Origin of the sequence: Azospirillum doebereinerae (assembly GCF_003989665.1) — a bacterium.
Lineage (GTDB): Bacteria > Pseudomonadota > Alphaproteobacteria > Azospirillales > Azospirillaceae > Azospirillum > Azospirillum doebereinerae.
Map to the genome: position 1 here is coordinate 28110 of NZ_RZIJ01000035.1, position 22547 is coordinate 50656.

19 protein-coding genes are annotated in these 22547 nt (G+C 64.0%); 1 reads left to right on the forward strand and 18 read right to left on the reverse strand.

Annotated elements, in window-relative coordinates:
• Window positions 1-17: 17 nt before the first annotated feature.
• The 17 genes from EJ913_RS28110 to EJ913_RS28190 all read right to left on the reverse strand — a co-directional run bounded on the left by EJ913_RS28110 (window position 18) and on the right by EJ913_RS28190 (window position 20548).
• Window positions 18-725: an IS6 family transposase gene (locus tag EJ913_RS28110; protein ID WP_211099058.1), complete on the reverse strand. Its 708-nt coding sequence runs from the start codon at window positions 723-725 to the stop codon at window positions 18-20.
• 275 nt (window positions 726-1000) lie between these two features.
• Window positions 1001-2017 (reverse strand): TRAP transporter substrate-binding protein, encoded by a 1017-nt coding sequence (locus EJ913_RS28115; protein WP_127004203.1) that lies wholly within the window; start codon window positions 2015-2017, stop codon window positions 1001-1003.
• A gap of 157 nt (window positions 2018-2174) precedes the next feature.
• The gene (locus EJ913_RS28120) at window positions 2175-4076 is read right to left on the reverse strand and encodes a TRAP transporter large permease (RefSeq protein WP_244939526.1); all 1902 of its coding nucleotides are present in this window, start codon (window positions 4074-4076) and stop codon (window positions 2175-2177) included.
• Window positions 4077-4248: 172 nt separating this feature from the next.
• The gene (locus tag EJ913_RS28125; protein ID WP_127004205.1) at window positions 4249-5010 is read right to left on the reverse strand and encodes an HpcH/HpaI aldolase family protein; all 762 of its coding nucleotides are present in this window, start codon (window positions 5008-5010) and stop codon (window positions 4249-4251) included.
• Between the two features lie 242 nt (window positions 5011-5252).
• Window positions 5253-5738: a nuclear transport factor 2 family protein gene (locus EJ913_RS28130; RefSeq protein ID WP_127004207.1), complete on the reverse strand. Its 486-nt coding sequence runs from the start codon at window positions 5736-5738 to the stop codon at window positions 5253-5255.
• An 856-nt stretch (window positions 5739-6594) separates the two neighbouring features.
• Window positions 6595-7533, reverse strand: coding sequence for a LysR substrate-binding domain-containing protein (locus EJ913_RS28135; RefSeq protein WP_127004209.1), 939 nt, complete (start codon window positions 7531-7533; stop codon window positions 6595-6597).
• 171 nt (window positions 7534-7704) lie between these two features.
• On the reverse strand, window positions 7705-8580 hold the full coding sequence (locus tag EJ913_RS28140) for a branched-chain amino acid ABC transporter permease (RefSeq protein ID WP_127004211.1): 876 nt from the start codon (window positions 8578-8580) through the stop codon (window positions 7705-7707).
• A 17-nt stretch (window positions 8581-8597) separates the two neighbouring features.
• Window positions 8598-9368: an ABC transporter ATP-binding protein gene (locus EJ913_RS28145; protein WP_127004213.1), complete on the reverse strand. Its 771-nt coding sequence runs from the start codon at window positions 9366-9368 to the stop codon at window positions 8598-8600.
• Window positions 9365-10363, reverse strand: a complete 999-nt coding sequence (locus EJ913_RS28150) for a branched-chain amino acid ABC transporter permease (protein WP_127004214.1) — start codon at window positions 10361-10363, stop codon at window positions 9365-9367. The genes EJ913_RS28145 and EJ913_RS28150 overlap by 4 nt, the downstream gene beginning before the upstream one ends.
• The gene (locus tag EJ913_RS28155) at window positions 10332-11081 is read right to left on the reverse strand and encodes an ABC transporter ATP-binding protein (RefSeq protein ID WP_127004216.1); all 750 of its coding nucleotides are present in this window, start codon (window positions 11079-11081) and stop codon (window positions 10332-10334) included. Before EJ913_RS28155 ends, EJ913_RS28150 begins: the two co-directional genes overlap by 32 nt.
• A complete protein-coding gene (locus EJ913_RS28160) occupies window positions 11078-12220 on the reverse strand; it encodes an ABC transporter substrate-binding protein (protein WP_127004218.1) in 1143 nt (380 codons plus the stop codon). The genes EJ913_RS28155 and EJ913_RS28160 overlap by 4 nt, the downstream gene beginning before the upstream one ends.
• Before the next feature lie 96 nt (window positions 12221-12316).
• Window positions 12317-13864 carry a hydantoinase B/oxoprolinase family protein gene (locus tag EJ913_RS28165; RefSeq protein ID WP_127004220.1) on the reverse strand — a complete coding sequence of 516 codons (1548 nt, stop codon included), beginning with the start codon at window positions 13862-13864 and terminating at the stop codon, window positions 12317-12319.
• A gap of 26 nt (window positions 13865-13890) precedes the next feature.
• Complete coding sequence (locus EJ913_RS28170) at window positions 13891-15969, reverse strand: hydantoinase/oxoprolinase family protein (protein WP_127004222.1); 2079 nt, start codon at window positions 15967-15969, stop codon at window positions 13891-13893.
• Window positions 15966-16739 (reverse strand): IclR family transcriptional regulator, encoded by a 774-nt coding sequence (locus EJ913_RS28175; RefSeq protein WP_127004224.1) that lies wholly within the window; start codon window positions 16737-16739, stop codon window positions 15966-15968. The genes EJ913_RS28170 and EJ913_RS28175 overlap by 4 nt, the downstream gene beginning before the upstream one ends.
• A 545-nt stretch (window positions 16740-17284) precedes the next feature.
• Window positions 17285-18265: a D-2-hydroxyacid dehydrogenase gene (locus EJ913_RS28180; protein ID WP_185909976.1), complete on the reverse strand. Its 981-nt coding sequence runs from the start codon at window positions 18263-18265 to the stop codon at window positions 17285-17287.
• 137 nt (window positions 18266-18402) lie between these two features.
• A complete protein-coding gene (locus EJ913_RS28185; RefSeq protein WP_127004228.1) occupies window positions 18403-19722 on the reverse strand; it encodes an MFS transporter in 1320 nt (439 codons plus the stop codon).
• A gap of 40 nt (window positions 19723-19762) precedes the next feature.
• Window positions 19763-20548 (reverse strand): class II aldolase/adducin family protein, encoded by a 786-nt coding sequence (locus tag EJ913_RS28190; protein ID WP_127004230.1) that lies wholly within the window; start codon window positions 20546-20548, stop codon window positions 19763-19765.
• 107 nt (window positions 20549-20655) lie between these two features.
• Between EJ913_RS28190 and EJ913_RS28195 the strand changes: the two genes are divergently transcribed.
• Window positions 20656-21555 carry a LysR family transcriptional regulator gene (locus tag EJ913_RS28195; RefSeq protein ID WP_185909977.1) on the forward strand — a complete coding sequence of 300 codons (900 nt, stop codon included), beginning with the start codon at window positions 20656-20658 and terminating at the stop codon, window positions 21553-21555.
• A gap of 314 nt (window positions 21556-21869) precedes the next feature.
• Here EJ913_RS28195 and EJ913_RS28200 read toward each other — a convergent pair whose 3' ends face one another.
• Window positions 21870-22508, reverse strand: a complete 639-nt coding sequence (locus EJ913_RS28200; RefSeq protein WP_127004234.1) for a recombinase family protein — start codon at window positions 22506-22508, stop codon at window positions 21870-21872.
• Window positions 22509-22547 lie beyond the last annotated feature (39 nt).

The following is a 22547-nucleotide window of genomic DNA, read 5'->3' on the forward strand; positions in this document are numbered from 1 at the left end:
TGTTTCCCTTTATGTGCTCATTCCACTTCCCATCTGCATCCGGCCTGCACCGGAAATGCGGATGGACCAAACTTCATCCGGCCTTTACAGGGGCGGTGGTCGCGACGAATGTGGAAGAGGGTGGCAATCGGATCGTGGATGGACAGGAAACGCTGGACCTGGGCGGGGTCTTTGAAGCGCTTTCGCTGCCGTTCGCGCTGCCGGGTGGGTTGGTGAGAATTCTCCGCCCGGTTGTACAGCCCCTTGTGCTGGCGGTACTCCCCGCCCATCCGCAGTTCCCGCTTTGCGGCGGCGTCGGACTTCAGCTTGTCGGTGATCAGCACGCGCGGCGCCCAGCCCTGTTTTTTCAGCAGCTTGCGCAGCAAGCGTTTGGCCGCCTTGGTGTCGCGCCGGCTCTGAACCAGCACGTCGAGAACGAAGCCATCCTGATCGACCGCCCGCCAGAGGTAATGTTTGCGGCCGCCGATGGTCAGGACGACCTCGTCGAGGTGCCATTTGTCGCCCCGCCTTGGCGCCCGGCGGCGCAACCGGGTGGCGATCTCAGAGCCGAACTTCCGGGCCCACTGGCGGACCGTTTCGTGGCTCACCGTGATCCCCCACGCCGCGAGCAGCTCTTCGACCATCCGCAGGCTGAGCGGAAACCGGAAGTACAGCCACACCGCTGTCGTGATGATCGCGGCTGGATAGCGGGAGCCGGCGTAGTGGGGATCGGGGCGCGTCGTCATGCCGTCCCATACCCCGCACGGCCGGCCCCGGCAAATGAGTGATCAACAAGTTGACGGTGCCGTTTTTCCCTTACCATCGCTGCGATCTGGAATCGGCGGCGATGTCCCGCCGGGTCCGCTGTTCACGAAGATCTGCCTGTCAGGGTAGCGGTCGGTCCACAAACCCGAACGCCGCACCGATCCACTTTCTGAAAAAGGGCGCCCTCCGATGGGACAAGCACCCGTGAGCGTCGAGGCGAAGATGCCGCAAGCCGGTCGGCATCCCGCCCGTCTCCTCAGCCGATCGGCCCGACCACCTCCTCTAGCATGGCCCATGCCGCTGGATCGAAACGGTTCTTCCATTCGCGGTAGAAGCCGGCCTGAATCAATTTGCTCTTGAATGGTTCGATGTCCACGTCGTTGATCTGCATGCCCTTCGCCGTGAGTTGCTCCCGCGCGCTCCCGTCAATCCGCCGGTTGTCCGCGCGCTGGCGCAATGCCGCGTCGTTGAACTCATCCGTCACGAGCGCCTGCAGATCCTGCGGCAGCCGATCGAGGGCACGCGGGTTGCCGAGCATCCATTGACCGTCCCAGAGATGCCGGGTGAGAGAGGCGTATTTCAGCACTTCATAGAGCTTGAACAACTGGAAGACCTGCAAAGGATTTTCGGTCCCATCCACGATTCTGGTCTGCAGCGACGGGTAGACTTCGTTGAAGTTGAGCGTGACCGGTGCGCCGCCTAGTCCCTTGAACAGGGAAATGAATAGGGCTCCCGGTGCAACCCGCACCTTCAGGCCGGCCATGTCCGCAACCGAATTCACCGGCCGTACGTTGTTTGCGACGTTCCGGAAGCCCAGATCCCACATCCGGTCCATCACGCGCAGTCCCGCCTTGGCGACCGCTCCGCGGATGTGGGCCCCAAGTCGGCCGTCCATGGCGGTCCAGACGTGATCGTAGTCGGGGAAGGCATAGCCGACGCCCGTGATGCCTGCCACGGGGACAAGGCCGGAGATGACAACCGAGGACTGAAGCGTGAACTCCAGCGCACCGGATCGCGTCTGGCTCAGCAGGTCCGTGCCGCCCCCTAGTTGGCTGCTGGGGAAGATTTGGATGTCGATGCGGCCCGCGCTGCGGGCGGCGATCCGCTTGGCCGCCTCTGTCAACTGGATGTGGACCGGATTGTCCTCCAGAAACTCATGCCCGACCTTGAACGTGAACTCGGCGGCTCTGGCCGGCTTCGTGACCAAGGCAGCCGGCGCAGCCAGCGCACCGGCCGCCAAGGCGGCGAATTTCCTGCGCGTGATGTGGGTCATTGTCGTTCTCCTATCTGTCCGTTTCCTGGTCGATGGCGCCGTTCGCTGCCACATGCCGATCCCGTTCATTCCGATCCTTGGGACTTCGACGGTCCGCGACGAACGGAATCCAAGGGCTGGTGGGCCGGCGCGCCGCTTATGCGGTGCTACATCCAGCTCAAGGAAGAAGGCTGGTGGTGAAGGCTGGGACGAAGGCGATCAGCATCAGTCCGGCCACCAGCGCGACCATGTAACCGATGATCGGCCGCAGGGCGGCTCCGGTATCGACTTTGCCGATCGCACAGGCGGTGTAGTAGCCGACGCCGAAGGGCGGGATGAACAGCCCGATCCCCATCGCCAGCACCAGGACGATCGAATAGTGGATGTCGTCGATCGCGAAGGACCGGGCAATTGGATAGGTGATCGGGGCCATCAGGACAATCGCCGGCAGACCTTCCAGGACCGATCCGAGGATGACGAATATCAGGATCGAGACGAGGAGGAACCCGTACGCGCCGCCCGGCGCCTGATGCATCAGCATGGTGAGCTGACGCGCGAACCCCGATTGGGTCAGCGACCACGCCATCGCGGAGGCCGCGCCGACGATCAACAGGATGGCGCCGCTGAGGCTGACCGTGTTGACGATGCCCGTCACGATCGCCCGCCAGTCGATGGGACGGCCGAACGCGACACGGGCCAGCAGCAGATAGGCAATGGCATAGAACACGCCCAGCGTCGACACCTCGGTCGCCGTCGCAGCCCCCTCAACCACCGCAGTGCGGATTACGAACGGAAGCAGAAGCGCGGGCACGGCGACCAACAGGCAGCGCGCACTGTCGCTCCAACTGGCGCGGGCGCCACCGCTTGCCGTGCCGGCCCGGCGGCTGCGCCACCAGACCACCACCCCCAGGAACAACCCCATGACCAACGACGGCAGAATGCCGCCGGCGAACAGCCCGGCGATCGAGACGCCCGTGACCGAACCGATCGTGATCAGCACGATGCTGGGCGGAATCGTTTCGGTCTGTGCGCCAGTGGCGGCGAGCAACGCGACGAGATCGCCCGGATCGGCGCCGCGCGCCCTCATCTCCGGAAAGAGCGGCGGCGCCACGGCCGCCATGTCGGCTGCCTTCGCGCCGGAGATGCCGGACACGAGATACATTGCCGCCATCAGGACGTAGTTGAGACCGCCACGCCAATGCCCGACCAATGTCGCCAGGAAATTGACCATCGCCTTCGCCATGCCGGTCACCTCGACCAAGCTGCCCAGCCAGATGAACAGCGGCACAGCCAGCAGCACGACGTGCGACATGCCCTCGTTCAGGCGACTGGTCACCACAGTCAGCGGAACCGTCGTCGTGCAGGCAAGAAACAGGAACGTGCTGATCAGAAAACAGAAGGCGATCGGCAAGCCTGCGGCTATGCATATCCCGGTCAGCGCGACGAAGAAGATCAGCAGCCGGTAATTGCCGAGCGCGATCAGCTCCGGCGAAAACCAATGGAGCGTCAAGGCCACCGCCGCGCAGAACAACCCGGCGAGCGTCAGGATGGCCACGTCCCGGAAACGAACGCAGTGCAGCACGCCGAGGATCAGCATCAAACCCAGCCCGACCGGCAGCGCTGCCGCGCGCCACGCACCGGACAACGCAAGGGTGGAGGTCGTTATGTCCCATTCGTCCAGGGCATACTCGCAGGCCGGGGGCAGCAGGAAAACCAGCAGGGCCACGGTTGCCGCGAGCGACAGGGCGTCCACGAAATCCCGCAGCCGGCCGCGCAACGCCATCGCGACAGCCGCCATCCGCATGTGCTCAGCCCGCTGGTAGGCGATGACGGCGCCCAGCATCGCCAGCCAGAGGAAGAAGGTGGAGACGAGTTCGTCAATCCAGACGATGGGCGCATTGAATGCGAACCTGCTGACGGCGCCGGTCAACAGCAGGACCGCCACGGTGAGCAGCAGAACTCCCGCGGCCGCGGCCGCGACGGCGACCAGGCCGCGTTCGGCGACGTTGATGGACGGGCCGAGCGTCGTCTGCGCCCGGCCCAGCAGGCCCGGACGGGCCGTGGTGGACGTCGCCGTCACTGCTGGTTCTCCTTGACTGGGTTGGTGTTGATTGGGGTGAGAGTGATCGGAAGAGAGGCCGCCGGATCGGATCGGGCCGGCGATCGAAGCGGCCGGACGAGCCCCCTGTCATGCACCGCGGCACCCTGCGGCCGAGGCGCCCGGATGGTCCCCCCCGCCGTCATCCGCCGCCTCATGGCAGAGCCGCCTTGGCCTGCGAGACGGTGTTCGAGACCGCCCCCCTGAGAAGCCCTTGGTCGGTGCCGAGCAGGAACATCCGGACACCGTTTTCATGCAGCGGCGGACACAGCGCGGGAGAGTCCGCAAGCGCGCCGAGCGGCTTCCCGAGTTGCGGGGCCGCGGCAAAAATCCTTTGCACGGCCGCTTCGACGTCCGGGTGCCCGACGTCGTACCGTCCCAAGGCGATGGTAAGATCGACCCGGCCTATGAACAGGGCGTCGATGCCGTCGACGGCGGCTATCTCCGGGATGTTGTCGATGCCGGCCATATCCTCGATCATCGCGATGACCGCAACGGAGGCGTCGGACTCCTTGGCATGCGGTGCGATCGGTCGGAGTCCGTAATCGCCGGCCCGGGGCGAATTCGAGAAGCCCCGCCTGCCCGCATATTTGGCTGCGGACACCGCGCGGGCCGCCTGCCCCGCGTTCTGCACGTGCGGGACCATCACGCCAGCCGCACCCAGGTCGAGGGCCGTGAGGATCGCCGCCTCGCTTATCTCCGGAATCCTTACGAGCGCCGGCAGGCCCGTCGCTATCGCTGCCAGGATGCATAGGTCGAGGTCGCTGCGGCTGAACGGCGCATGCTCGGCATCGATCACGATGAAATCCAGGCCGCTGCGGCCCAGCACCTCCACCGTCTGATGCGACGCGGTCTTGGCGAAGATGCCGAACACATCCTCACCTTGCGCAAGCCGCTTGCGAAATGATGTCGTCATTGGCCTCCCCTATTTTCCGTCAGGCGGACCAGAAGGCGAGTCCGCCCCCGCCGTCGTTGCGCGTATCGGAATGGTGTCTTGGTATGGGATGGTCGTGAACGCCGATGTCAGTGCCCGTGTGAATGCCTGACGATGGATTCCCGGCCGTGCCGCCACGGCCTGAGAACATGGCCCGGCCGGTCTGAGGACCGCTCATCATCGCCCCGGTCGTCGGCTGCGTGTTCTGGCGGTACGGCCTGCGATCAGGACGAGGGGGCGGACAGCGCCGAATTGATGCGCGACATCGGCAGGCCGGCGGGATCCGTGAACAGGGCCTCGAAGATGCGGGCCTGCACATACCACCGGCCGTCGGTTCCCTTGACATAGGAATTGACGCTGCTGGCGATCAGGATCGCTGGCTGGGACTGTTGGGGAGGATGACCGTCCGCGCCGATCAGGCTCATCAGACAACGTGCGCTGGCGTCCCGGTCGGATACGTGGAGCATTTCGAAATTCGTGATGCTATGGATCGTTGTGCGTCTGCCCAGCGATCGTCTGCGATCATAAAACCCTTTAATCCGCTCTCTGCCTTCATACCGGCTGCCGGGTGTCCCTATGTCGAAGACGCCGTCTTCCGTGTAGAATTCGTGGGCGGTTTCACCCCTGTTGGTATCGACGTCGAACCAATACTGGCATTCCATTGTCCAGAACCGATGCCAAGACAAGACGGAAGAAATTTCGGATTCCATCCCATTCACTCCAGGATACTTCGGTGTTGATCGGCTCCGCACCCGGCGCGCGCTCGGTAGGGCGCCGGATCGGGGCAGCGGCGGTTATTCGGACGATCGCCTCGGCTGGCGGGCCGTTGCTTCGATCGGTGCACGACCTTCCTGCCGTTGCCGGTGGCGAGGATGCAGGGGGAGCAGAGGACGTCCTCAATGGCATCGGTGCCGTGCCGGGCCAATCCACGGCACCTGAAGGCCTTGTGATTATTAACTTCGGCCGCAGATCACGGCGAATCCATCGGCCGACGACCTTTGTACCTCTATTCGACGGCCAGCCAACATTCAGCGCCCCCTTCTTTTTTGTAATCAAAACGCCGGGGGGCGTCTTATCGTATTTTTAGAGCGGACATAGCCAATGGCTATACCCTCGACCGGGTTGGGGCGATCTGTGGACCGCGTCTCTTGCTGTGATCTACGGGTCCTTGGCACGCGGTGTCGTGGCGATCATATCCGGCACCGTGGGGCGCTTGCCCTGCCACAACCTCTTCCCGGCTCCATCGACCACACAGATGGATGTCTGGGCCTACGACACATCCACCCCCACGCACTGTTCCATGGCTGGAGGGCAAGCGCTTGTCCAGCTTCAGCGTGCAGGCTTGGATAGAGCGGAAGAACCTCTTATGATCGACCATCACGCAGCGGTCGGCCAGTATCCGATGGAGATCACGGTAGCAGTGGACCGCCCACAGGATCACCGCCGCCATGGACTGCCGCCCCTTGAACGGGCACCTCCCGCCGCGCTTCACCATCTCATCCGAGCCGCCATAAGAGGCTGGCTGTTTCCTGATCGCCGCCCCGGCGCAAGCGCTGCAGCAGAACCCTACACGCCCCGCGATCCGATTTCCGCGATGTAGGTTCGCAGGCAATGTATGAAGGCTTGGGCGCTTGGACCGAGATTGCGGCCGGCTATGGTGATTATCCCGGCTGGGCGGGATGGGCTGGTGAACTGCAGCGGCACGGTCTGCAGCGTGCCACGGAGCAGATCGCCGACCATCAGCAGGCGTGGCACGACCGAAAGACTGTCCGATTCATGAAGCATCTCGCGGATGAATTCGAAGGAGCCTGAGCGGAGGGCCACCGCAGCGTCCAGGCCCAGCAAGGAAAGCCACTGTTCCGTTTCACGCCCGAGCCGCTGCGCGACGGAAGGGATGAGCAGGTCACAACCGCGCAGCTGTTCGAGATCGATCCTGCCACCGCGCAACAGCGGATGGTTGGAGCGGGCAAGGAAGGAAAATGGCTCGCTCCAGAGCGGCTCCCGCACGAACCGATCCTCGGCGTCCGGTTCGTACAGCCGCCCAACGACCAATTCAATCTCCCCTGTGGCAAGCAGAGGCAGCAGATCGTCGGTCAGCCCCTGTTCGAGCCGCACTTTGATCCGGGGATGCTGGCGCGCCAGCCGGGATATCACGCCGGGCAGAACGCCGGCGGCTGCCACTGGCAGCACACCCAGCGAAAGCACGCAGCTTTCCGACGTCATCAGCCGAGTGAGCTCGACGTCAAGCTGTCGCAATTCCGCGAGTATCCGCCGTGCCGTGCCGGCCACCGCTGTGCCGGCCTCGGAGGGGGTCACGCCCCGGCTGTGACGTTCGAAGAGCTGCACCTGCAGGATCTCCTCCGCGACGTGCAGGCTCTTGGTCAGCGACGGCTGGCTGATGCCGACGGCCGCCGACGCTCCCATCAGGCTCCTGTTGGCATCGATGGCTTCAACGGCCCGCAGAAGGCTCAGCCGCAGCCGCTGGTCGAGATGTCGCGTTGCCATTTCCGGATCCTTCCCATCAGCGCCTGCACGTTGTCGAAATCAGCGACACGTTGCGTCCGATCTTTTGCAGTTGGCCCCCTGGTCTCATGGTTGGTCACCCTCACCAAGACGATGCGTTTCTTGTCGGTCCCGATTGCGCGTCGTGATGAGCAGTTCCAAACTGTGAACCCACTACTTGGCCGCTCCCAGAAGTCCGGACGGGCGGACGAACAGGAACAGGAGCAGGATCGACAGGGCGATGACGGTCTTCAGCCCGGCGCCGAAATAGAGGATGGCGGTCGCCTGGACGACGCCGAGCATCAACCCGCCGAGGAAGGCGCCGAACGGCCGGCCGAAACCGCCGATAATGGCGGCGATGAAGCCGGAAATCGCGAAGGGCACGCCGACGTCGTAGGCGGTGTATTGCGTCGGCGTCAGCATGATCCCGGCGACCGCCCCCAGCCCGGCGCTGAGCGCGAAGGCCAGCGCCAGCATCGAATGCACGGGGATGCCCTGGAGCGCCGCCGCCTCGCGGTTGATGGCGCAGGCGCGCATCGCCTTGCCGGTCCGCGTCGTCTTGAAGAACAGCGCGAGGAGCGCGACGATGGCGAGCGACCCGGTGATGATCCACAGCGACTGGATGTTGACCGCGATGCCGCGCAGCATGATCGGCGGCACGTCGGTGAAGACCGGCAGCGTCTTGGGCTGGTCGTCGGCCGCCAGATAGGTCAGCCGCTCGATGACGATCTGCGCGGCCAGCGTCGCCAGGATCATCACGAACATCGGCGCGTTGCGTGTCCACAAGGGGCGGACGACCACCCGTTCGAGGACGACGCCGATCAGTGCGACGATCAGCACGGCCAGCAGGATCGCCAGCCCGTAGGGCAGCTCCACGCGCACGAACAGCGCGTGGGTGATCATGCCGCCCAGCATCACGAAGGCGCCTTGCGCGAAGTTCACGATGCCGCTGGCGTTGTAGATCACGCAGAAACCGATCCCGATCAGCCCATAGACGCAGCCGATGCCGAGACCGCTGACCAGACTCTGGCCGATGAGCGTGAAATCCATGTCCTCAGTGCCTTCCCTCAGCCGAGATAGGCGGCGATGACGGCCGGATCCTGGCGGATGCGGTCGGGCGCGCCCTGGGCGATCTTCTTGCCGAAATCGACGACCACGACCTCGTCGGCCGTGTTCATCACCAGATGCATGTCGTGCTCGATCAGCAGCACGGCGGTGCCGTCGTCGGCGATCCGCCGGATTAGCGTGGCCAGCCGCGCGCTCTCGTCGGCGTTCAGCCCCGCCGCCGGCTCGTCGAGCATCAGCAGCCGGGGCTGGGCGGCCAGCGCGCGGGCGACCTCCAGCAGACGCGCCTGGCCGTAGCTGAGCGCCGCCGCCGGTTGGTCCGCCGTGGCCGCCAGCCCGACGAGCTCGAGCAGGACGCGGGCGCGCTCCTCAGTCTCCGCCTCCATCCGACGGGCCCAGCGGGGGCGCAGCAGCGCCGCCAGCAGGCCGCCGCGGGTGCGCAGGTGGCAGCCGACCTTGACGTTCTCCACCGCGCTCAACTCAGGGAACAGCTTCACCAGCTGGAAGGTGCGGATCAGGCCGCGCGCCGCCTTGGCCTCGGGCGGCTCGGCGGTGACGTCGACGCCCTCGAACAGGACACGGCCGGAGCTGGGCGACAGGGCGCCCGAGATCAGGTTGAACAGCGTGGTCTTGCCGGCGCCGTTCGGTCCGATCACCGCCGTCACGCTGCGCGGCTTCACCTGGAAGCTGACGGCGTTGACCGCGACCAGACCGCCGAAGCGGCGGGTGGCGTCCTGGACCTCCAAGCAGGCTTTTTGGGCCTGGGCGCTCATGGCTTCCTCCGGGTGTCGAGGGCGGCGAACAGGCCGGCCAGCCCGCGCGGCGCGAAGATCAGCAGCAGGATCAGCGCGGCGCCGTAGGCGAGATCCTGGTAGTCGCGCAAGGCCCGGAAGGTTTCCGGCAGGACGCTGACCACCAGGGCGCCGATGACCGGGCCGACCACCGTGCCGATGCCGCCGACATACAGCATCGTGAAGGACAGGATGACCATGTGCAGGCTGAACACCTCGGGGCTGACATAGCCGACGACGTGGACGAACAGCGAGCCGGAGAAGGAGGCGAAGCCGGCGGCCAGCAGGAAGGACAGCAGCTTGTAGCGGGCGACGTCGATGCCCAGCGCGCGCGCCGCGTCCTCGCTGCCGGCCAGACCGGCGAAGGCCCGGCCGAGGCGCGAGCGGCGGATGCGCGCCACCGCGAAGGCGGTCGCCAGCACGCAGACGGTCAGCATGGTCAGCGTCGCGCGGTCGCTCGACAGCTCGAAGCCGGCGATGTCGATGGGGGGCACGCCGGAGATCCCGAGATAGCCCAGCGTGACGCTTTCCCACTGCACCGCGATCTCGTGCGCGATCAGGCCGATGGCCAGCGTCGCCATCGACAGGTAATGCCCCTTCAGGCGCAGCGTCGGGTAGCCGATCACGAAGGCCGCCGCCACCGCCGCCGCCAGCCCGGCCAGCATGGCCGGCGCCCACGTCCAGTCGTACTGGGTGGTCAGGATGGCCGAGCCGTAGCCGCCGATCGCCGCGAAGGCGCTCTGGCCGAAGGAGACCTGCGCGGTCAGCCCCATGAAGATGTTCAGGCCGGACACGAAGATGGCGTAGATCAGGGCGAAGCCGACGACGGTGGCCGGGTAGCCGCCGACGACCAGCGCGTAGCCGACGACGGCGGCGGCGGCCAGCCAGGGCGCGGCCTGGGCGAGGTGGCGCCGTGGCGAGACCCGCGCCGGCACCGACACCGCCTTAGGCAAAATAGTACTGGGCGAGCTGTTCATGCGAATGGACCTCGCGGGGGTCGATGACGGCGGCAAGCCGGCCGAGCGACAGCAGGTAGGCGCGGTGTGCCAGCTTCAGCGCCGAGGGGGCGCGCTGTTCCACCAGCACGACGGGAAGGCCGGAGCGGTTGAGGACGCGCAGCGTTTCCAGGATCTCCTCCGTCACGCGCGGGGCGAGACCGAGCGACGGCTCGTCAAGCAGCAGGATCCTGGGATCGGCCATCAGCGCCCGGCCGATGGCCAGCATCTGCTGCTCGCCGCCGGACATCGACCCGGCAGCCTGCCCCAGCCGCTCCTTCAAGCGGGGAAACAGCTCGTAGACGCGGGCGAAGCGGCGTTCGCGCTCCTGCGCGTCGCGGCCCAGGCGGTAGGCGCCGAGTTCCAGGTTCTCCAGCACCGTCATCGGGCCGAAGATGCCGCGGCCTTCGGGCACCAGCACCACCCCGCGCGACGCCACCGCCACCGGATTGCGGCGCGGCAGGACGGTTCCCAGGAACCGGACCTCGCCGCCGGTGGCGACCAGCCCCAGGATGGCGCGCAGCAGGGTCGATTTCCCGGCTCCGTTGGGCCCGAGCACCGCGACCAGCTCGCCGGCGCCCACCTCGAAATCGATGGGCGCCAGCGCCTGCACCTGCCCGTAGCGGGCGCTCAAACCCTGCGCCGCCAGGATGGGGACGGCACCGGCGGATGCCGCAGCCGAACGTGCGGTCGCCGTCATTGAACGATTCTCACCTGATTGCCGATGATGGTCGCCAGGAAGAAGGGGTTCTCGGTGATGCCCTGGTGGTTGTCGGCGCTGAAGGTGTAGAGGCCGTTGATGCCCCGAAAATCGGCGATCTTCTCGATCTGGTCGCGGATCGACGCCCCCTCGGTCGATTTGCCGGCCTGGATGGCGGCAACGGCCAGCATGACGCCGTCCCAGCCACGCGAGGCCCAGTTGGGATCGCGGTCACCGTATTTCGCGCGCCACGGCTCCAGGAACTTGCCGATTTCCGTCTTCATCGGGCTGTCGGCCAGCGCGTCGAACACCTGGGACGGCGACGCGACGAAGAAGAAGCGGTCGCCCAGCACCTCGGCCACCGGCTTGAAGACGGCCAGATCCTCCAGGCTGGTCATCAGCAGCATGGTGGATCCCAGCTGCTTCATGTTCTTGGCCGCTGTCAGGGTGGTGCCGCCTACCCCGATCTTGATCACCGCCTCGGCTCCAGCGGCCTGCATCTTGTTGATCTGGACGCTGAGGTCGGCGTCGTCCTGCCGGTAGGATTCGATGTCGACCACCGCCAGCCCGTATTTGGAGGCGATCTTGTCGGCGACCGATTTCTGCAACAGCGCGTAGGGGGTCGGGTCGTGCAGCACGCCGATCTTGCGGATCTTGGTCTTGTCGCGCAGATACTCGAAGCGCTTCTCCACCTCGAAGCCGGGCGGCGGCAGGGTACTGAAGGCCCATTTCACCTGACTGGCCTGCGGCGGCAGGATCGAGCAAAGGATCATCGGCTTCCCGGCCTTCGCCACCATGGTGGCGGCGGCGAAGTTGCCGGCCGACACGCAGCCGCTGATGAAGAGATCGACACTGTCGGACGACATCATCTTGCGGTAGGCGGTGACGGCCTCCTGCGGTTCGGAACGGTTGTCTTCGACAGCCACCTCGATGATCCGGCCCGCCACCCCGCCCTTGGCGTTCAGCGCGTCGGCGGCCAGTTGCACGCCATCACGCCACGCCCGGTCGATCGTCGCGATGTAGCCGGTCAGGCCGGCCGAGATGCCGATCTTGAGAACCTCCGCCGCACGGGCCGGCTGCGCGCCGGCCAGCATCGCGGCGGCAACCGCCATTAGGGCGACGTTCCGCTGCAAGGACATGACCTTCCTCCCCTCCAAATTTGTCTGGATTTGTCCGCGTTCTGCTTCGTCCGCCGGTGGTCCCGCAGTGCCGGTCGGCACTGCGGGGGGCTGCTGTCACGCCGGGGTGCCGTATCCGCCACCGCCGGGGGTCTCCAGCACGACCTGGTCACCCGGCTTCATGCCGAGCTTGCGGGCCGGGCTGACGTATTCGCCATTGACGAGGAAGCGTCCCGACTGCCCGGATTCGCCGCCGCCCAAGCCCTCGGGCCCCATGTCGACGCGGCTCGGCACGGCGTTGAGGAGCCAGGGGTCGCTGGTGTTCATGTGGAAGGCGATGATCTGGCCGTCGCCGCCCGGCATGCGCCCGGCCCCGCCAGAGCCGCGCCGCAGCTCCTTACGGTCGAAGACGATCGGCATCGCCGCTTCCAGGATCTCCACCGGCACGGCGGCGACGCCGGTCGGGTAGCAGGTGGCGCTGGGGCCGGGTTTCTCGGCCCGGGCGCCCATGCCGCCGGAATAGTTGAACATCGAGGAGGTGAAGGGCTTGCCGTCGGCCTTGCGGCCTTCGATCTGGACGGTCCACACCGCGCCGGAGCCTTCGGCGAGAACCTTCTCGGGGAACACTTGGTAGAGCGCCTTCAGGATCGGCATGGCCACATACATGCCGACGACGTGGCGGGCGTTGACCGGGGCCGGATAGCTGCAATTGATGATGGAGCCCACAGGCGCCTTGATCTCGATGGGGGCGAGACTGCCGGTGTTGTTGGGCAGCTCATGGTTCAGGCAGCTGCGGATGGCGAAGGTGGCGTAGGCGTGGGTGTAGTTCAGCACCACGTTGATGCCGCTCGAGGTCTGCATCGAACTGCCATCGAAGTCCGCGACGATGGTGCCGGTCTCGGCATCGACGGTCAGCGCGACCTTCAGCGTGATCTTCTCGCCGCCCGGCGCATCGAAAACCGTTTTCCCATGATAGGTACCCGGACGCAGCTTGCGGATCGCGTTGCGGGTGGACTCCTCCGACCGGGTGATGATCTCGTCCGACAGCGCCTCGAGATCCTCCAGCCCATGGCGCTCGCACAGCGCGATCAGATGCTCGGCCGCCGCCTGTCCGCTCGACACCTGGGCGGCGAGGTCGCCGAACACCGCGTCCGGCGTGCGCACGTTGCGGCCGATGATGGCGTGCAGCACCGGGTTGGGCGTGCCCCGCTCGTAGAGCTTGAGCGGCGGGATCCACAGCCCTTCCTCGTGGACGTCGCGGGCGCCGGCGCCGACGCCGTAGCCGCCGATGTCGGTGTGGTGGATGGTGGAGCCGAGGTAGGCGATCAGCGCGTCGCCCTTGAAGATCGGCGTCAGGGTGGTGATGTCGAAGAAGTGGCCGGCCGACAGCCACGGGTCGTTGGTGATCAGAACGTCGCCCGGCTCGCAGCGCCCGGCGAATTCCTTGACCAGATGCGCGCCGGCGAAGGCCAGCGAGTTGATGTGGCCCGGCGTCCCGGTGTTGGCCTGGGCGACCATCCGGCCGCGCTGGTCGAACAGCGCGTAGGCGAGGTCGCCGGCCTCGCGGACGATCGGGCTGAAGGCGATGCGCTGGAGCGCCTTGGCGCGCTCCGTCACCACGCCGATCAGGTTGGACCAAAGGATTTCGAGTTCGATGCCGTCCATGTTCCGGTTTCCGTCGATGATGGTGGTCAGGCGTGCGCGGCGGGCGCGCTGGTGGCGACGATGCAACCAACGGGGTCGATGGTGGCGACCCAGCCGGGCGGGATGGCGGTCGTCGTCTCGCGTTCCTCAATGATGGCGGGACCGGCGACGGTCTGGCCCACGGCCAGGTCGCGGCGGTCGTAGACCGGGACGTCCTGGCCGTCCTGCCAGGCGTGGACCGGGCGCGTCCCCTTGGCCCTGCCGGGCTCGCTCGACGGCTTGCCGGCGGCGTGGAAGCCGATCGACGGTCCCTGCACGGTGACGCGCCAAGTGACGATCTCCGCCGGGACGTGCGTCGGGTTCATGCCATACAGCACGCGGTAGGTCTCGGCGAACTGCGCCACGACGGCGTCGAGGTCGTGAGCCATGCGCGGGTCCTGGTCGAACATGACCGTGACCTCGTTCTGCTGGCCGGTGTAGCGCATATCGGCGCCGACCAGGACGCGGACGTCGGCGGGCGCGCAGCCGGCCTCGGCGAGCGCGCCGCGCCCCTCCGTCTCCAGGTCGGCGAGGATGCGCTCGATCCGCTCCCAGTCGACCCCGTCCAGCCGCATCAGGGCGCTGCGCACGAGGTCGAGGCGGACCGGCGTGACCAGCGTGCCGAAGGCCGACAGGACGCTCGACTGCGGCGGTACGATGACCGACGAGCTTTGCAGCAACTCCGCCACGCCGCAGGCGTGCAGCGGGCCGGCACCACCGAAGGCGAACAGCGGCAGGCCGCGGTAATCGACGCCGCGGTCGGTGGCGTGAGAGCGCGCCGCCGAGGCCATCGCCTCGGTCACCACGCGGTAGATGCCGCGCGCCGCCTGGACCGGCGTGCCGCCGAGGTCGCCGGCCAGATCGGCGAAGGCGGCCTCGGTGGCGTCACGGTCGAGCTTCATCTCGCCGCCTAGGAAATTGTCGGCGTCGATCAGCCCCAGCATCAGGTCGGCGTCGGTGACGGTAGCCTTGCGGCCGCCACGGCCGTAGCAGGCCGGGCCGGGGTTGGAGCCGGCGCTCTCCGGCCCGACCTTCAGCAGGCCGAGCCCGTCGACATGGGCGATGCTGCCGCCGCCGGCGCCGATCTCGATCAGGTCGATCGACGGCACCGTCACCGGCAGGCCGCTGCCTTCCTTGAAGCGGTAGCGGCGGTCGACCTCGAACAGGCCGGTGACCAGCGGCGTGCGGTTCTCGATCAGGCAGGCCTTGGCGGTGGTGCCGCCCATGTCGAAGGACATCAGCCGGTCGATCCCCAGGATCTCGGCGTAGTGGCAGGCGGCGAGCGCGCCCGCGGCCGGGCCGCTCTCGATCATGCGGACCGGGTTGCGGCCGGCGGTCTCGGCGCCGACCACGCCGCCGGAGCTGAGCATGATCAGCGGCGTGTTGCCGAAGCCCTCGCGGCGGAGCCGGTCGCTGAGGCCCCGCAGGTAGGGCTGCGAGATCGGCATGGTGTAGGCGTTCACCGTCGCGGTCGAGGCGCGCGGGTATTCGCGGATCTGCGGCGCCACCTCCGACGAGGTGCAGATGAACACCCCGTCCAGCAGCCGTGCCAGTTCCGTCGCGACGGCGGCCTCGTTGGCGGGGTTGGCGAAGCTGTTGATGAAGCAGATCGCGACCGCCTTCGCCCCGCTGCCGCGGATGCGGTCGGCCAAGGCCGCGATGTCGTCCGACGCTGGTGCGGCCAGCACCGTGCCGTCAGCCAGCGTGCGTTCGCGCAGGCCAAAGGTCAGGTGGTCCGGCACCAGCGGTTCGGGAAACTCGATCTGCGGGTCGAACATGTCGTAACGATGCTCGTTGCGGATGGCGAGCACGTCGCGGAAGCCCTCGGTGACCACCAGGGCGGTCGGCGGTCCCTTGCGCTCGATCAGCGCGTTGGTGACCACGGTCGTCGCGTGGACGACGACACCGTCGACGTCGCCGGCGGCGATGCCGGCCTTTTGCAGGACCGCGTGCACGCCGCCGAAGAAGCCGGACAGCAGGTCGTCGTGCGTGGTCAGGGTCTTGTCGACGGTCAGCCGGCCGTCGGAGTTGCACAGCACGATGTCGGTGAAGGTTCCACCGATATCGACGGCGAGGGAATAGCTCATCGGCTCGATCTCCAGCCAAGCCCCCGGGAGATGGCTTGCGCGGCGGCAAGCACCTTCTCCAGTTGCATGGCGTCAGGGGGGGAAGGAATGAATTGGGTGGCGCCGACGATCGCGATGGATCCGGCGATGTGATTGCGGTGATCGAAGACGGGGGCGGCCAGGGCGTTGACCGCCGTGATCATCTCGTCGGCGGCGACGGCCCAGCCGCGCTGGCGGACCAGCGCCACCTCCTCGCGCAGGCCGCCGGCGATGGTGTTGGGTGCCCAGCGGCGCATCGGCGTCGCCAGGGTTTTCTGCAGCAGGGCCGGTGGCCCGAAGGCCAGCCAGACCTTGCCGTGGGCGCTGGCGTGGAGGTCCAGGCAAGTCCCGGGACGGGTTCCGAACTCGATCACCGTGCGCCCCTGGATCAGGTCGAGGACGATCAGCTCGCCATCGACCATCCGGCAGATGGTGACGGCCTGGCCCGTGGCGTCGCGCAGGCGGATCAGTTCCCCGCGGGCGACCGACACCACGTCGAACCGCGCCCGCACCGCCTCGCCCAGGATCAGCAGCTTCACCCCGACGTCGTAGCGCCCGGTGTCGGGATCCTGGCTGACGAGGCCATATCGCTGGAGGGTCACGAGATGGCGGTAGATCGTGGCCTTGGACGCCGACATCGCATTGGCGATGTGGGCCAGCGGCAGGGGGTGGCTTTCGTTGGCCAGGAATTCGAGCGCACGAAGGGCAAGGTCCAGCGTGCTGGTTCCCGCAGATTTTCGATTGTGAGTCACCCCACATCACTCCGGCAGGGTTTCAGATGATGAAATCTGTCGTTACAAACGGTGGATGGCAGGCGGAGCGGTTGCCGTGACCGTAAACGCAGATTTCATCGTCGGATGTATCAGCGGCTTCATTTCTGATAATGAATCGCCGTTTCACTATGAGATTATAATTACTATTTCACCTTTCTGTGTCAATATTTTATTTTATGATGCTAGAAAATTTCTTTGGGATAGTTTTGAAATTTCATCATATATACGGTGAATAGGAATTTGTTATTTTGGTTCCTTCTAGAATTACTTTTAAGCGCCAGCAACGCAGGGCAATCACCCCGCGCCGCAATGTCGTGAGACACCGATCCGGGGGCTTGTCCCGGGCATCAAGAGGGTAGCGACCAAGCGGATCGGTTCGCGGATGGTGCACGGACGGAGCATCGCACCGGCGGACGGCCGGTTATCATCGGCTCGTGGTGTGCATTCCAATCGGTACCATGGCCGGATCGTCGACGAAGCCGCCTCTTCCAGAAGCGGACATCTGCGATACGCTCAGCGCCGTCTCAATATCCCCTCTCGATCCCGTACCTGTTCGACATGGCTTCGCCGTTGGTCCAAAGCCGCACATTGCTGAACAGGATATCCAATGTTCTCGGCATCAATGTGTTCGGATCGTGGGCGGAGATATGCGGAGTGACCAGGACCCCCGGGGTATCCCAGAGACGATGCGACGGCGGCAGAGGTTCTGTTGTGAAGACATCCAACACCGCGCCCCCCAGGCGGCCGCTTTCGAGCGCGTCGCACAACGCATCCTCATCCAGAACCGGACCCCGCCCGATGTTGATCACGCCGGCGTGGGGTGGAAGCAACGCCAATCGTTCCCGGTTCATCAGGTTGGTCGTGAAAGGCGTCAGCGGGCACGCGATCAGCAAAAAATCGGTTTGCGGCAGAACTTGGTCGATCGATGCAAAAGACACGACATGCTCGCAATCCACATGCGGGCGGTCGCTCGTACGGACCCCCGTCACCTTCATGCCGAAGGTGGTTGCCCAGCGTGCCGCCGCCCCACCCAGACTTCCCAAGCCCATGATCGTCAGCCGCCGGCCCCGCAGCGGGGTTCCCAATTCTCGTTTCCAGATATGGTCTCGCTGCGATCTGGCCGCACCGGCCATATGATTGGCCAGCATGAGCAGCGCCATCACCACATACTCCCCCACTTTTTCGGTTTGAGCGCCGCTGTTGTTCAGCAGTTCGACACCGGAGGGCAGCCACTCGTAAGGAGCCAGGACTTCAAGGCCTGCGCTTGGGCACATGATGGCCTTGAGATGTGGGGCCGGGTGAGGAAGAAGCTCACGAACGATCGAAACGGGCATCAGCAGGAATCCGGCTGTTTCCATCGCACTGCGGAACCCCGCCTTGTCATGCGCAAGAGTCACCACGGTGTCGCTTGCAAGACCCGATCTAGCCAGCGCCTCGCCGATGATCGAATCAGAGACCTCAAAATTTCCGCCAGGCTCCTGCTCATTCTGTATGTGAATATGCATGCGAATACTCCCATATCGGCTCTTCCGAAAGAAAGTCATCGAACCCGGTAGCTGTCCGCCAATCCTCATGCAATATCCGGGAGCGCGGAACCACGTTGAAAAGCTCGGGGTCGAACGGCCGGCCCAAGGCTCTGCGATCACGCATTTACTTTGCTGGGTGCGAATCTCAACACCACGAGGCTGCCCCCGATAAGGATCGCGGCGATGACATAGAGCGCCAAGTCCGAACTGGAGATGGCTTCAAGCTTCATCCCTCTAAGCAAGCCGACCACATAGGGCATTACAAAGCCTGCCAACGCCAGCGCGGACGTAATGAAGGCAGTGCCTGCGGCTCGAGCCTTGGCGCTCAACAACGAAAAGGAGAGCGGCCAGATCATGGGAGCCGCCGCCGTCACGCCCGCCATTGATATCGTCAAGCCAAGGACCACAAGGATGGGGTTGCCACCGGCCTTCGCCGCAAGGACAAGCCCAAGGGCAGCAACGAAAAGCGGCACCGCGAGGTGGTATCGACGCTCCCCCATCCTGTCAGCCGACCATCCTACGGCAAGCATCAACACAAAGGCGAACAGATATGGTATCGCGGAGACAAAGCCGATCATGGTGTTCGATTGAAAACCCGCTTCCTTCAGAAGCGTCGGCATCCAGAACGCGACTCCCAGGAACCCGGCGCCGATTGCAAAGTTGACGTAACTCAGCAACCAAATGGTAGGTCTGCGCAGAGTGGCGACAAAGCTGAACTCTTCTTTCGGCCTCAGGTCGGCATCGATCTGTTCCTTCAAGGCCGCCTTCTCGTCAGCCGACAGCCATGATGCCTCTTCCGGTCCATTTTGAAGGATGGACAGGCATAGAATGCCGAGCACCACCGCAGGTGATCCCTCGATCAAAAACATCCATTGCCAACCGGACAGGTTTGCCCAACCATGAAAGTAATCCAGAATCAGGCCCGACAGCGGCCCTCCGATGAGCCCCACCACAGGAAACGCAGTAAAGAAAACCGCGAACACGCGACCACGCCGACTGTTTGGGTACCATTTCGTGAACAGGAAAAACACGCCGGGAGCAAACCCCGCCTCGGCGACTCCCAGGAGAAACCTCAAGATGTAAAAGGTTGTCGGCGTCGTAACCGCTGCCATGAGGCAATTTATGATTCCCCATGTTATCATTATCCTGGCAATCCAGATCCGAGCGCCGATCCTTTCCAAGATCATGTTGCTAGGAACTTCGAAAAGGAGGTACCCCGCGAAAAAGATGCCTGCGCCCAAGCCGTATATGGCGTCGCTGAAAGCAAGCTCCTGGCTCATCTGTAACTTGGCAAACGCTACATTGATACGATCGAGATAAGCCACGCAATAACATATGAACAAAAATGGTAGTATTTTCCAGCTTATTTTATGAAATAGAGCAGTTGTGGCATCCATCTGACGAGCTGTGGGCAAGGCGTCTATGATTGGAATCATTGATTCATTCTCCCGTTCTAACCAAATTTTATATTATTATTCAAACTTCGTAAATTTCACCCCGCCGATCCAGTTGCCTCCGGAGCGCTTGCCAGTCCCTGTCGCCGATGAAGCTTTGGAAGTTTTCGTACTGTCTTGCCGTCCTCTCGCACACCTCAGCGGGTGGATGGATGATCTCCGCACCGCCGGACAGTGCGGAAATTTGGATTTGGCAAGACATTTCCAAATAATACATTAGTTCGAACGCATCGCGAACGGTCTTCCCGCACGTAAGCAGTCCGTGATTTTGCAGGATCAGGACGTTGTGAGCTCCGAGGTCGGTAACCAGCGTCTGACGTTCAGCGTCATCGATCGCCAGTCCTTCGAAGGCATGATAGGCGACGCGATTGTAGAACCTGACCGCGTGTTGTGAGATTGGAAGCAGCCCATGTTTTTGCGCAGACACGGCAACACCAGCACGCGTGTGAGTGTGAAATATGCACGCCGCGTCCGGACGAGCCTTATGGATGGCTGAATGAATGACAAAGCCGGCAGGGCTTATGTCCGGCGCTTCCTCGTCCAGTGCATTGCCGTCGATATCGATCTTGACGAGGTTGGATGCCGTGACTTCTTCGTAATGCAGCCCAAAGGCATTGATAAGAAAATGGTTTTCGCTGCCGGGTATGCACAGTGAGATGTGGTTGTAAATCAAGTCGGTTATGCCGTAATGAGCACACAGGCGGTAGCACGCAGCAAGATCAACGCGGGCCTCCCACTCAGCGGTGCTGACGCGATCACGCAGAGACGACTTGCGTTTTGCAAGGAAATTTCCCGTAGGACTTGTCATGGCCGGGCCTTCTTCCCATGGATATCTTTGTATTTAATAGAGTACGCTAACAATCAGGCTGTCCGATAATGCCGATTGGTGCCTGTCCATTACGAGAGGTTATGACCTTGGATTCGAAACAGTTGATGAAATTCCTAGCAGTGGTCGATCACGGCTCGCTAGGCCGCGCCGCCCAGGCGCTTAACATCACGCAACCTGCGCTCACGAGATCGGTCAAGGAGTTGGAAGCATATCTTGGTGTCCAGTTATTCCTACGGCAGTCAACCGGCATGAGTTTAACCAAATATGGCGAGATGCTGGAGCGCCAGGCCAGGATTGTGCAGACCCAGTTGGACCATGCGTTAGATAACATCCGGGCGCTGAAAAGCCTTGAACAGACCATCGTCAGGGTTGGAGTTGTATCCAGCGCATCAGTCGTGCTTCTTCCTGATGCACTATCAAGAATGACTTCGAATTATAAAAATATTTCTTTTTCGGTGATCGAGGCTCTTGAAGATGACTTGACCGCGCGTCTTGTAAATGGAGATGTCGATGTGGCTGTGGCGTTTCGGCTGCCTGAGGGTGAAGACATCGAGCGCGTCGCTACCGGCTTCACGCATCTTGGTGGAACGATCGTTGCCTCAAGCGATCACCCGTTCAGGGGCTGTCCGCCAGTCAGTTTAAGGGAGGTGCGGGAAAAAGCATGGGTTCTACCGCCCAGCGGCACGCGCGTAAGACAGGAGGTCGCAGATTTCTTCCTGGCAAATGATCTGGAGCCACCGGTGCCCAGAGTCGAGACACGCTCCAACCTCCTCATGCAGACACTGGTGCTGCACAGCAACTTCATAACGTGGTTTCCACAAATTCTCCTAGTCTCTAAGGAAATCTCGATCTACCCACTGGTTATCAAGGAGGATTGTAAACCACAATTACGAAGTTTTTCGATATATCGACGAAAAGAAAAGATGCTTTCTAGTGCTGCCACACGTCTTCTATACGAACTGAAGGCTGAACTTGAGAATAGATAGGATTAAAGCGGATTGTTGGACATCTGAATGAATGATTCTTACGGTCTCGCGTTTGTGATTCAAGATTTGAACCGGTTGAAGGGTGATTGCTCATGGGGCTGGCTGAGCGCCGGCTGCCGGCCGGGTTCTGTCAGCCTTCGCGCCAGCTTGTTCGACGGCGCAGGGCTGACGTAGAGGATTACCTCCATTCCGGAGGTGACCGATGCACTGTCCACACTGCTCTTCGACCGCGAAGGCGGAGTGTTCGGATCGGGGTGACGCCATAGAACGGGCGAAAATATACGCCAAGCGGACAAAGCAAGAACATAGGCTTTTCATGGGGCGTCGCGGTCTGTTCCTGGAACTGCTGCAGCCCCATCGCGTGCGCGTTTCACGATGCCGGCCACGGTGTTCTTGCTGAGTCCCAGCTCCCGGCCGATCAGGCGATAACTGCGCCCTACGGCGGCCAATGCCAGCACCTTGGGCGCCAGCCGATCCGACTTCGGCCGCTGTCCGGGCTGCCGGCTGAGCTTATTGCCACGGGCCTTGGCCGCGGCAAGGCCGGATCGAACCCGTTCGCGCAACAGATCGCGTTCGAACTCGGCGATGCCGGCCAGCACAGTCGCCATCATCCGCCCGGTGGCGCTCGACAGGTCGAAGGTCATGCCGCTCAGCGCGATCACCGAAACCCGTCGCGCTTCCAGATCACGCAAGCTTTCCAGCAGATCGAGGGTGCTGCGGCCCCAGCGTGACAACTCGGTCACCAACACCACATCGATGTGCCGGGCCTGGACGAGTGCCATCACCTTCCGGCGCTCGACCCGGTCGAGCTTCACCCCCGAACCAGTCTCCTTGAAGACGCCCACCACCTGATAGTCGGCGCGGGCGGCGAAAGCGAGGAGGTCACGCTCCTGCCGTGCGCATGACTGGTCGTCGGTGGAGACCCGGCAGTAGAGGGCGGCACGCTGTCCCACTTGAACTCTCCCAGCGGAATGGCCTTGAGAGCCGCATCC